Origin of the sequence: Sinosporangium album (assembly GCF_900100605.1) — a bacterium.
Lineage (GTDB): Bacteria > Actinomycetota > Actinomycetes > Streptosporangiales > Streptosporangiaceae > Sinosporangium > Sinosporangium album.
The window spans coordinates 211,712-224,958 of the sequence record NZ_FNCN01000007.1 but is presented as its reverse complement, the minus strand read 5'-3'; the positions used below and the strand labels follow the sequence as shown (position 1 = coordinate 224,958).

Genomic DNA, 13,247 nt, shown 5'->3' with positions numbered 1-13,247 from the left:
TGGACCGCCATCGTCAGCACGGGATGGGAGCTGACCTCGATGAACTTGTCGTGCCCCGCCGAGTGCAGCCGCGTGATCGCGGAGTGGAAGAGCACGGGGTTGCGGAGGTTGCGGTACCAGTAGGAGGCGTCCATGTCGGCGGTGTCGAGCCGGTCGTCCGTCACCGTCGAGTAGAACGGCACGGCGGCGGCGCGTGGCCGCACCGGGGCGAGCACCGCGTGCAGCTCGTCGCGCAGCAGCTCGACATGTGCCGAATGCGAGGCGTAGTCGACGGCGACACGCTTGGCGCGGACTCCCTCGGCGACCAGCCCGGCCGTCAGCGCCTCCAGGTCGTCCGCCGCCCCGGCCAGCACCACGGCGCTCGGGCCGTTGACCGCCGCGACGGAGACGTCCCCGCCGCGTCCCCTGAGCCGCCGCTCCACCTCCGCGACCGGCAGCGGCACCGACACCAGGCCGCCCGAACCCGCCAGCACGCGGCCGATGGCCTGGCTGCGCAGCGCCACGATCCGGGCGGCGTCCTCCAGCGACAGCGCGCCCGCCACGCACGCCGCCGCGATCTCGCCCTGCGAATGCCCCACGACGGCGTCGGGCCGCACACCGCACGACTGCCACAGGTGGGCCAGCGACACCATCACCGCGAACGACGCGGGCTGGACCACGTCCACCCGGTCGAGCGTCGGCGCGTGGTCCGCCTGCCGCAGTACGTCGAGCAGGGACCAGTCGGCGAACTCCGACAGCGCCCGCGCGCACTCGTGGAGGCGCTCGGCGAACACGGGCGACTCGTCCAGCAGTCGCGCGCCCATGCCGTACCACTGGGAGCCCTGGCCGGGGAAGACGAACACCGTCTTGCCGCCGAGGTCGGCCACCCCGTGGACGACGCCGGGCGAGGCGCCGCCGTCGCCGAACGCCCGGAGCGCCGCCCGCAGGCCGCCGCCCGCCGAGCCGACCGCCGCGCCGATCGCCACTGCCCGGTGGTCGAACATCGACCGCGTGGTCACGAGGGAGTGCCCGACGTCGAGCACCTCGCGGGGGCCGCGGAGGTCCCGCGTGTCGAGCGTGTCCCGCGTTCCGGGCGCGTCGTCGCGGGCGTTCAGGGAGTCGGCGTGTACGGCGAGGCGGGACGCCTGGCCGCGCAGCGCCGCGGGGTCACGCGCCGAGACCACCCATGGGACCGCCCCCGTCACGATCGGTGCCGTCACGACCGGTGCCGTCAAGGCCGGTGCCGTCACGGCCGGTATCGCGGCGGGCCTCGGGGCGTCGCCGCCGCCCGTTTCGCTGTGCGCGGCGGCGTCGCGGGGGGCCTCTTCGAGGATGGCGTGGGCGTTGGTGCCGCTGATGCCGAACGACGACACCCCGCAGCGGCGGAGCCGGTCGCCGGCGGGCCAGGCGGCGGGGCCGGTGATCAGGGACACCGTGCCGGGTGTCCAGTCGATGTGCGGCGACGGCGCGTCGGCGTGCAGCGTCGGCGGGAGCGCGCCGTGGCGCAGGGCCAGGACCATTTTGATGACCCCGGCGACACCGGCGGCCGACTGGGTGTGGCCGATGTTGGACTTGACCGAGCCGAGGAGCAGCGGCCGTTCGCGGCCTTCGCCGTACACCTCGTGGAGGGCTTGCGCCTCGATGGGGTCGCCGAGAGCGGTGCCGGTGCCGTGGGCCTCGACGGCGTCGACGTCGGCGGGCGTGAGACCGGCGTTCGCGAGCGCCTGGCGGATGACGCGCCGCTGGGAGGGGCCGTTCGGGGCGGTGAGGCCGTTGGACGCGCCGTCCTGGTTGACCGCGCTGCCCCGGATGACCGCCAGAACCTCGTGCCCGGCGCGCCGCGCGTCCGACAGCCGGGCGAGCACGAGCACCCCGACGCCTTCGGCGAGCGACATGCCGTCGGCGGCGGCCCCGAACGCCTTGCAGCGGCCGTCGCCCGCCAGGGCCCGCTGCCTGCTGAAGGCGATGAAAGCGGCCGGGTTGGTCATGACGGTGGCGCCGCCGGCGAGCGCCAGCGAGCTCTCCCCCGCGCGCAGCGACTGGCAGGCCAGGTGCAGCGCCACCAGCGACGACGAGCACGCCGTGTCGACGGTGACGGCCGGCCCCTCCAGCCCGAACACATAGGCGAGCCGCCCGGACAGCACGCTCGGGCTGGTACCGGTCACGGCGTGACCGGCCGAGCCGTCGTCCATGCCGAGCCCGTACTCCTGGTAGGTCGAGCCGATGAACGTGCCCGTGGCGGTACCGTGCGCCGACGCCGGGTCGATCCCGGCGGACTCGAACGCCTCCCAGGCGGTCTCCAGCAGCAGCCGCTGCTGCGGGTCCATCGTCAGGGCCTCCTTCGGCGAAATGCCGAAGAACCTGGCGTCGAACTCGCCGGCGTCGTGGACGAACCCGCCCTGTGTCGAATAGGTCTTGCCCGGCGCGTCGGGGTCGGCGTCGTAGAGGGCCGCGGCGTCCCACCCTCGGTCGGCGGGGAAATCGCCGATGGCGTCGCCCCCCTGGGACACCAGGTCCCAGAACTGTTCCGGGGAGCGTACGCCGCCGGGGAACCGGCACCCCATGCCGATGACGGCGATCGGCTCGTCGAACGCGCCCGCGGCGGACGGCGCGGGAAGCGCCGGCGTGTCGCCGGTCGCGCCCGCGAGCAGATCACGCAGGTGGGCGGCGAGCGCCGCGGGTGTCGGATGGTCGAACACCATCGACGCGGGCAGCGCCAGCCCCGTCAGACCCGCGAGCCTGCGCCGCAGCTCCACGGCGGTCAGCGAGTCGAACCCGGCGTCGCGGAACGCCCGCCGCGCGGGCACACCGTCGGCGTCCACATGGCCGAGGACGGCGGCGGCCTCCCGCCGCACCACCTCAAGCAGGACGCGCCGCTGCTCCGCCTCGTCCAGCCCGGCGAGCCGCCGCGCGATGCCGTCGGCGGCCGGGTCGCGGGGCGGTGCCGTACGGCTGAGCGCCCGCGCCTCGGGCAGGTCATCGAACAGGACGCTGGGCCTTCCTGCCGTGTACACGGGGAGGTACCGCTCCCAGTCGACGTCGGCCACCGTCACCGCCGCGTCGCCCCGGGCGACGGCGCGCCACATCGCGGCCAGCGCCGTGGCGGGGGTGAGGAACCGCAGCCCTTGACGCCGCAGGCTCTCCGACACGGCCGCGTGGGTCGCCATCCCGGCCTCCGCCCACGGCCCCCACGCGATCGACGTGGCCGCCAGACCACGCGCGCGGCGCCGCTCGGCCAGCGCGTCGAGGTAGGCGTTGGCGGCGGCGTACGCGCTCTGCCCGGCCCCGCCCCACACGCCGGCGACCGACGAGAACAGGACGAAGAACGCGAGGTCGCGTCCCTGGACGCCCCCGTCACGGTCGCCGTGGCCGCGCCGACGGTCGTTGCCGTGGGCGCGGTCGTGGGCGCGGTCGTGGGCGCGGTTGCCCAGCAGTGCGTCGAGGTTGGCCGCGCCGCGTATCTTCGCCGCGACCAGCTCCGCGACATCGGCCAGCGGCGTGCCGGTGAGCGGCGCCGCCTGGCCGACCCCCGCGGCGTGTACGACGCCCGTCAGCGGGTGGTCGGCCGGCACGGCCTCCAGCAGGGCGGCGACGGCATCCCGGTCGGCGACGTCGCACGCGGCGACGGTGACCTGCGCGCCGAGGTCCCGCAGCTCCGCCGTCAGCTCGGCGACGCCCGGCGCGCCGGGGCCGCGGCGGCTCGTCAGCAGCAGATGCCCCACCCCGGCGCGGGCCAGCCCCCGCGCCACGTCGGCCCCGAGCGCGCCCGTACCTCCGGTGACGAGCACCGTGCCCGTCGCGGTGAACTCCCCGGCGCCGGGCCGGTCGCCCAGGGGGTGCCTGACAAGGCGTCTGCCGTACGCGGTGCCGGCGCGCAGCGCGACCTGGTCCTCGGCCCCCTCGCCCGGCGGGGCTGCCAGCAGCCCCGCCAGCCGCTGCGCGGTGGCGGTGTCCAACGCGGGCGGCAGGTCGACCAGGCCGCTCCACCGGCCCGGCCGTTCCAAGGCCGCGACGCGCCCGAGCCCCCACACGGCCGCCTGCGCGGGATCGGGCGCGGCGTCACCCGGACCGGTCGCGACCGCTCCCCGCGTCACCGTCCAGCACGGCACCGCCACGTCCACGTCCACCAGCGCCTGCGCCAGCAGCACGCTGAGCGCCAGCCCGGCAGGCAGTCCGAAGCCGTTGGCAGCCTCGGGACCGGCGGAGGGATCCACGGCCAAGGGATCGGCGGGCGAGGGCGAGGCGCTGTCGGCGAGGGGCAGGAGGGACAGGATCCCGGCGACGCCGCCCGCGTCCGCGACGGCCGAGGTGAGCAGGGCGGCCAGGTGGGTTCTGTCCCGGCACGCGGCGGGGACGGTCAGCCGCTCGACACGCGCCCCCAGGCCGCGCAGCGCGGCCGGTACGCCGTCGTCGGCGCCGTCGGCGGCGACGGCCAGCCATGTACCGTCGAGGACTGGCGTCGCGCCGACGGCGAAAGGTCTCCACGTCACCCGGTAGCGCAGCGCGTCCAGCGCCGCGTTCTCCTCACGTCGGCCGCGCCACCGCGAGAGGGCGGGAAGCAGCGCGGCGAGCGAGGCGTGCTGCTCGTCGCCCAGCCCGAGGAGCGCGGCCAGCCCGGCCGTGTCGCCGCGCCGGACCGTGCCCCACAATTGGGCGTCGGCCGGGTCGGCGGTGGTCGCCTCGGCGGGAAGCGCCTCAGGCCAGAACCGTTCACGTTGGAAGGCGTAGGTCGGCAGGTCGACATGGCGCACCGCCGTACCCTCGAAGAACGCCGGCCACTCCACCGCCACACCGCGCACGTGGAGGCGGGCGAGCGCCGCGGTCGCGGCGCGCACCTCGCCGCCGTCGGCGCGCAGCGACGGGAAGGCGTCCACAGCGGGGTCGCCGCCGACGAGGTCCTGCGCCAGCGCCGCCAGGACACCACCCGGCCCCACCTCGACGAACGTGGCCGCGCCCGCCTCCCGCAGCGCCGACACGCCGTCGGCGAACCGCACCGTACGGCGGACGTGCTCGACCCAGTACTCCGGAGAGCACACCTCGTCCCCGGCGGCTCGCCCGGTCACGGTGGAGATCATCGGGATGCGCGGCGGGGCGAAGGCCAGCCCGGCGACGGCGCGGCGGAAGTCGTCCAGCATCGGGTCCATCAGCGGCGAGTGGAACGCGTGCGACACCCGCAGGCGCTTCACCGTACGGCCCAGCCCCTCGACGTGGGCGGCGATCCGCTCGACGGCGGCACGGGCGCCCGAGACCACCACCGCCTCCGGGCCGTTGACCGCCGCGACGGAGACCGGGCCGCCGTCCTCTGAGGTCTCTGAGAGGACTGCCACGGCCTCGTCGACCTCGTCCTCGGTGGCTTGGAGCGCCGCCATCGCCCCACCCTCCGGGAGCGCCTGCATGAGGCGGGCCCGCGCGCCGACCAGCGCGGCGGCGTCCGGCAGGGTGAGCACGCCCGCCACGTGGGCGGCGGCGATCTCGCCGACCGAGTGGCCCGCCACCAGGTCGGGGCGCACCCCCCACGACTCCCACAGGCGGAACAGCGCGACCTCGACGGCGAACAGCGCCGGCTGCGCATACCCGGTCTCGTGCAGCAGGTCGCCCTCGGCGGACATCACCTCGCGTAGCGGCCTGCCGAGCCCGGCGTCCAGGTGCCCGGCGACCTCGTCCAGCGCCCGGGCGAACACCGGGAACCGCCCGTACAGTTCGCGTCCCATGCCGGGCCGCTGCGCGCCCTGGCCGGTGAAGAGCATGGCCAACGCGCCGGCGGTGCCGTACTCGCCCTCGACGAGGGCCGGGTCGGGGGCGCCCGCCGCCAGGGCGGCCAGGGCGCGGCGCAGGTCCGCGGGGCCGCCGACGGCGACGGCGCGGTGGTCGAAGTGCGACCGGGTCGTGGCGAGGGCGCGGCCCACGTTTGCGCAGGCGGCCTCGGGTATCAGGTTCAGGTGTGATCGGAGGCGGGCCGCCTGGTCGCGCAGCGCGGCGAGGCTCCTGCCCGACAGCGGCCACGCGGTCACCGTGTCCGGCCCGGCGTCCGGCCCGGCGTCCGGCCCGGCGTCCGGCCCGGCGTCCGGCCCGGCGTCCGGCCCCGCTCCCGCACCGGGCCTCTCCCCCGCCGCCTCCCCGCCGCGTTCTCCGCTGCGTTCTCCGCTGCGCCCTCCGCTCTGCCCTCCGCCGTGCTCCCCGTGCTCCCCGTCCCGCCGGGGGCCAGCGGCGGGAGCCGGGGGTTCCTCCACGATGACGTGGGCGTTGGTGCCGCTGATCCCGAACGACGACACGCCCGCCCGCCGCAGCCGTCCGATCCCCGGCCACGGCACCTCCTCCGCGAGCAGCTCCACCGCCCCCGCCTCCCAGTCCACGTGGGAGGACGGCCGGTGGACGTGCAGAGTGCGCGGTACGACGCCGTGCCGCATCGCCATGACCATCTTGATGACGCCGGCGACACCCGCGGCGGCCTGGGTGTGGCCGATGTTCGACTTGACCGAGCCGAGCAGCACCGGCGTGTCCCGGTCCTGCCCGTAGGTCGCGAGCAGCGCCTGCGCCTCGATGGGGTCTCCGAGCGCGGTGCCGGTGCCGTGCCCTTCCACCACGTCGATGTCGGCCGCCGACAGCCCCGCCGCGGCCAGCGCCTGCCGGATGACACGCTGCTGGGAGGGGCCGTTCGGCGCGGTGAGGCCGTTGGAGGCGCCGTCCTGGTTGACGGCGCTGCCCCGGATGACGGCGAGCACGGGGTGCCCGGCCCGCCGCGCGTCGGACAGCCGTTCCAGCACCACCACCCCGACGCCCTCCGACCAGCCGACACCGTCGGCCGCGTCCGAATACGCCTTGCATCTGCCGTCGGGAGACAGGCCGCGCTGGCGGGAGAACTCGATGAGGGACGTCGGCGTCGACATCACCGTCACCCCTCCGGCCAGGGCCAGCGTGCACTCGCCCGAGTGCAGCGCCTGCATCGCCCAGTGCATCGCCACCAGCGACGACGAGCAGGCCGTGTCGACGGTGACGGCCGGGCCCTCCAGCCCGAGCACGTAGGAGACGCGACCCGAGGCGAGGCTGGGCGAGGTGCCGCTGCCCTGGTGGCCTTCGAACCGGCCGCCCGTCAGCATGGCCGCGTAGTCGTTGTACATGACGCCCGCGAATACCCCTGTACGGCTGCCGCGCAGCGACACCGGGTCGATCCCGGCGCGTTCGACCGCCTCCCACGACGCCTCCAGCAGCAGCCGCTGCTGCGCGTCGGTGGCGAGGGCCTCGCGCGGGCTCATCCCGAAGAACGCCGCGTCGAAGTCCGCGGCCTCGTGCAGGAAGCCGCCGCCCCGCGCGTAGGTGGTGCCGAGGTGGTCGGGGTCGGGGTCGTACAGCGCGTCGAGGTCCCAGCCGCGGTCGGCGGGCAGCCCCGAGATCGCGTCGGTCCCCTCGCGCACGAGCCGCCACAGGTCGTCCGGGGACGCCACCCCGCCCGGGTAGCGGCAGCTCATGCCGACGACGGCGATCGGGTCGTCGGCGGTGGCCGCGCGCGGGGCGTCGGCCGAGGCGGGGGCGTCGGCCCCCATGAGCTCGGCGAGCACGTGGCCCGCCAGGGCGTTCACCGTCGGGTAATCGAACACCACGGTGGCCGAGGTGCGCAGGCCCGTGGCCGTACGCAGCCGGTTGCGCAGTTCGACGGCGGTCAGCGAGTCGAAGCCGAGGTCCTGGAAGGTGCGCGCGGGGTCGACGTCGGCGGGGCTCCCGTGCCGCAGCACCCCGGCCACGTGTGTACGGACGAGGTCGACGACGGCCCGGGTGCGCGCCTCCGGGTCCAGCAGCGACAGGGTGCGCACCAGGCTTTCCGCGGCGGCGCCGGCGGCCGTACGCCGCGCGGGCGCGCGGATCAGGCCGCGCAGCACGGGCGGCACGTCGCCGTGGGCCCGCAGCGCGGGCAGGTCGAGGCGGACCGGCAGCACCACGGGCCCGGCCGATGTGGGGCCGGCCGATGTGGGCCCGGCCGATGTGGGGCCGGTGAACGCGAGGGCGGCGTCGAACAGCGCCAGGCCGTCGCGTTCGGAGAGCGCGGGCATGCCCATGCGCGCCAGCCGTTCGAGGTCGGCGTCGGTGAGGGACCGCGCCATGCCGCCGGTAGGCGCCCAGAGTCCCCAGCCGAGCGACAGGCCGGGCAGTCCGGCGGCGCGGCGGGCGTGGACCAGGGCGTCGGCGAAGGCGTTGGCCGCGGCGTAGTTGCCTTGGCCTGCGGCGCCGAGGGTCCCCGACACCGACGAGAACACGATAAACGCGGACAAATCACAGGAAAGCGTGGCCTGGTGGACGTTCCAGAGGGCGTCGACCTTGGGGCTCAGCACCGCGCCGAGCCGCTCCGGCGTCAACGCCTCGATCAGCCCGTCGTCCAGCACCCCGGCCGTGTGGACCACCGCCGTGACGGGATGCTCCTCCGGCACCCCCGCCACCAGCCGCCCCACCGCCTCGCGGTCCGCCAGGTCACACGCCTCCACCGCTACCCGCGCGCCCAGAGCCCGCAGCTCCTCGGCCAGTACGGCGACGCCCCCGGCCGCGGGCCCGCTCCGGCTCGCCAGCAGCACATGCCGCACTCCGTGCTCGGCCACCAGGTGGCGTGCCAGCACCCGGCCCAGCCCGCCGGTGCCGCCCGTGACCAGCACAGTGCCGTCCGGGTCCCACACCGGTGCCCGGCCGCCGGCGTCCTCACCGCCGCGCCGCCCGTCCCCCGGACGCACCCTGGCCAGGCGCGCGACCAGCGGTACACCCTTCCTGATCGCGACCTGCGGCTCATCACCCCCCGCCACGCGCGCGACCAGAGCCGCCGGCCCTCCGGTCCCCTCGACGTCCGCCTCCGGGTGGGCGCCGACCGGGTCGTCCCCGGCTTGGTCGTCGTGCGCGTCCTCCTCGTCCGGGTCGAGGTCCAGCAGCCCGAACCGCCCCGGATGCTCCGCCTGCGCCGAGCGCACCAACCCCCACACCGCCGCCCCGGCCACGTCGGCCACGTCGGCCACACCGCCGCCCCCGCCGACCGCGACCGCGCCCCGCGTGACGAACACCAGACGCGATCCGCCCGCCGACTCGTCAGCGAGCCACGCCTGCATCCGAGCCAGCACCCGCGCCGTCACCGCGTGAACCACACCCACGACACCCGTGTCCGCGGTATCCACTCCGCCGACATCCCAGGCCGGCGAGCCCGCGCCGCCGACCAGCACATCCGCACCGCCGGTTCCCGGAACCGGGGACGCCCCACCCGCGCCGCCGACCAGGACGTCCGCGCCTTCGACGTCCAAGGCCGTGCCTGCTACGAAGGCCGTGCCTGCCACGCCGACCGCGGCATCCGCACCGCCGGCCTCCGAGCCCGCCGCGCCGCCACCGACCCCACCGACCCCGGCGATCCCGGCGACCCCGGCGCCTGCGGCGCCAAGGCCGGAGACCGGGGCGAGGACGACCTCGGGCATGGGCATGGACATGGGGCCGTCCACCGGGGCGACGCCGAGCCCGAAGGGGTCGGCGCCCACCAGCCCCACGGTGCGGGACGCCGCTGCGGCGGCACGCAGCGGAACCCACTCCAGCGCGAACATCGCGTCCGGCGGCGCCGCGCCCTCCGGGGCGTCGGCGGCGGCGCGGAGCGTGAGCGCCCCGACAGTGGCGACCGGCCCGCCGTCGGCGTCGGCGATCTCGACCGACACGGCGGCGTCGCCGACGGGCGCCAGCCGTACGCGGACCGCCCGCGCTCCGGCGGCGTGCAGGACGACGTCCTGCCAGGAGAACGGCAGACCGCCGCGCCCGTGCTCGCCGAGGTCCAGGAACGCCGACGCGTGCAGCGCCGCGTCCAGCAGCGCCGGATGCAGGCCGAACGCCGCCGCGTCGCCGCCTTCGGGCAGCGCGGCCTCCGCGAACACCTCGTCACCGCGCCGCCACGCGGCGACCAGGCCGCGGAACGGCGGGCCGTAGGAGAAGCCGGCGTCCTCCAGCCGTACGTAAAGCTCGCCGAGGTCCACGGGATGGGCGCCCGCGGGCGGCCACTGCCCTCCGGTGAGGGACGCGAAACCGTCGGGGGCGGCGGACGGCCCGCCTTCGACGAGGATGCCGGTGGCGTGCCGGGTCCACGGCTGGTCGTCCGCGCCGTCGGGGCGGGAATGGACGCCCAGGGTGCGCCGGCCCGATTCGTCGGCGCTGCCCACCCACACCTGCACCTGCACGCCGCCCTGCTCCGGCAGGACCAGCGGCGCCGCCAGCGTGAGCTCCTCCACCCGGTCGCAGCCCACCTCGTCGCCGGCCCGTACGGCGAGCTCAAGGAACGCGGTCCCGGGAAGCAGCACCCTGCCCCGCACGGTGTGCCCGGCGAGCCACGGATGCGTGCGCGCCGACAGCCGTCCGGCCAGCAGCAGCCCGCCCGCGTCGGCCACCGACACGGCCGCGGCGAGCAGGGGGTGGCGCGCGGCGCCGAGGCCGGAGGCGCGTACACCGCCTAGGCCCGACAGAGCGCTCTTGGGCCAGAACCGCCGGTGCTGGAAGGGGTAGGTGGGCAGGTCCACGGCGCGTACGGCGGAGCCGGAGAAGTACGCCTCCCACCGGATGGGAACCCCCCGCACGTACAGCGCCGCGACCGCCTCGGCGACGCCCTCCGCCTCAGGGCGGCCCCGCCGCAGGACGGGCACCGCCGTCGCCGCGCCGTCCAGGCACGCCTGCGCCATGGCCGCGAGGACACCGTCGGGGCCGAGCTCCAGGAACGCGCCCGCGCCGTACTCGCGCAGGCAGGCGACGGCGTCGGCGAACCGTACGGCTCGCCGCGCGTGCTCCACCCAGTGGTCGGGCGACGCCAACCGCTCGGCCGGGACGAACCCCCCGGTCAGGGTGGAGACGACGGGAACCGCGGGCGTGCGGACGGCCAGCCGCTCGGCGGCGGCGCGGAAATCTTCGAGCACCGGGTCCATCAGCGGCGAGTGGAACGCGTGCGACACCCGCAGGTGTCTGACCGCGCGGCCGAGGCTCTCGAAGTGGCCCGCGACGTTCTCGACGGCGTCGCGGGCACCGGACACCACGACCGCGCCCGGCCCGTTGACGGCCGCCACCCCGATGGGCGCGCCGAAGGGCCCGTCGGCGCCGCCGGCGTGGAAGGAGGCGAGGTGTTCGAGCACCTCCGCCTCGGTCGCCTGCAAGGAGGCCATCGCGCCGCCCGCGGGCAGCGCCTGCATGAGGCGGGCCCGCGCGCCGACCAGCGCGGCGGCGTCGGCCAGCGACAGCGCCCCGGCGGCGTGCGCGGCGGCGATCTCGCCGACCGAGTGGCCCGCCACCGCGTCGGGGTGGACGCCGCGCGATTCGAGGAGCCGGAACAGCGCCACCTCCAGCGCGAACAGCGCGGGCTGGGCGTAGCCGGTCAGGTGCAGCAGCTCGGCCTCGGGTGTCCCCTGCGCGGCGAACATCACCTCGCGCAGCGGCCGGTCGAGCAGCGGGTCGAGGTGTCCGCACACCTCGTCGAGCGCGCGGGCGAACACCGGGAAGCGGTCGTACAGCTCCCGTCCCGTCCCGGCCCGCTGCGCCCCCTGGCCGGTGAACAGGAACGCCGCCTTCACACGGCCGCGCACCCCGCCCGCCGGGCCGGCCACCACATGCCGGACGCCCGCCGGGTCGCCTCCGGCCAGCGCGGCGAGCCCCGCCAGGCCCTCCTCGCGGCCGGCCGCCAGGACGACGGCCCGGTGCTCCAGGGCGGCGCGGGTCGTGGCCAGTGAGTACGCCACGTCGGCGGCGTCCGCCCCGGGGCGGTCCGCCAGGCGGGCGGCGAGCCGCGCCGCCTGCTCCCGCAGCGCCTCGGGCGTCCGGGCCGACAGCGGCCACGGCACCACCCCGTCCACCGGCCGCGCGGCGGAGGCCCCGGACCCGGACTCGGGCTCGGGCTCCGGCTCGGGCCCGTGCGGGGGCAGGGGCGGCGCCTGTTCGAGGACGACGTGGGCGTTGGTGCCGCTGAGGCCGAAGGAGGAGACGCCGGCGCGGCGAGGCTCGCGCCGCGGCGGCCAGGGCGTCTGCTCGGTGAGGAGCCGTACGGCTCCCGCCGACCAGTCGACATGCCTCGTCGGGTTGTCGATGTGAAGGGTTTTCGGCAGTAGGCCGTGCCGCATCGCCATGACCATCTTGATGACGCCGGCGACCCCGGCGGCGGCCTGGGTGTGGCCGAGGTTGGACTTGACCGAACCGAGCCACAGGGGCCGGTCCCGGCCCTGGCCGTACGTCTCCAAGAGCGCCTGCGCCTCGACGGGGTCGCCGAGGGTGGTGCCGGTGCCGTGGGCGTCGACCGCGTCGACCTGGTCGGCGGTGAGGCGGGCGTTGACCAGCGCCTGCTCGATGACACGCCGCTGGGAGGGGCCGCTCGGGGCGGTGAGGCCGTTGGACGCGCCGTCCTGGTTGACGGCGGTGCCCCGGACCACGGCGAGGATCGGGTGCCCGGCCGCGCGGGCCGCCGACAGCCGTTCCAGCACCAGCACGCCGACGCCCTCCGCCCAGCCCGTGCCGTTCGCCGAGTCGGCGAACGACCGGCAGCGGCCGTCCGCGGCCAGGCCGCCTTGGCGGGCGAACTCCACGAACGTCGTCGCGCTGGACATGACCGTGACGCCGGCGGCCAGCGCCAGCGAGCACTCGCCCGCGCGCAGCGCCTGGGCGGCCAGGTGCAGCGCCACCAGCGACGACGAGCAGGCGGTGTCGACGGTGACGGCGGGGCCGACCGCCCCGAAGAAGTACGCCAGGCGGCCCGAGACGATACTGGTGGCGTTGCCCGTCAGGACGAAGCCTCCGGCGTCGTCGTCGGGGCCGACGCGGTACTCCTGGGGCATCGCCCCGACGAACATCCCCGTCCGCGAGCCCCGCACCGACGCCGGGTCGATCCCGGCCCGTTCGAACGCCTCCCACGCCGCCTCCAGCAGCACCCGCTGCTGCGGGTCCATGGCCAGCGCCTCGCGGGGCGAGATCCCGAAGAAGTCGGGGTCGAAGTGGGCCGCGCCGTCGAGGAAACCGCCGCGGATCTCCCCCGGCCCGTCCATCTCCACCGGCCCGTCCCCGGCGTCCAGCTCCCACCCCCGGTCGGCCGGCAGCGCGCCGATGCCGTCCCGCCCCTCGGCGAGCATGTCCCACAGGTCTTCGGGGCTCGCCACGCCTCCCGGGTAGCGGCAGCTCATGCCCACGATCGCGATGGGTTCGCTCGCCGCCGCCTCAAGCTCGTGCACCCGCTGCCTGGAGCGCTGCAGGTCGGCGCTCGCCCGCTTCAGATAGTCCCGGAGCTTCTGTTCGTTGCTCAT

At 76.5% G+C, this 13,247-nt stretch carries 1 protein-coding gene (cut by a window edge); it reads right to left on the bottom strand.

What is annotated here, in order from left to right; genetic code table 11:
• A protein-coding gene (locus BLQ73_RS33925; protein WP_143020194.1) for a type I polyketide synthase crosses the window boundary here: on the bottom strand, positions 1 to 13,247 show its start. 17,542 nt of this gene lie to the left of the window's left edge; only the first 13,247 of its 30,789 coding nucleotides appear in the window; its start codon is at positions 13,245 to 13,247; the stop codon falls past the left edge of the window.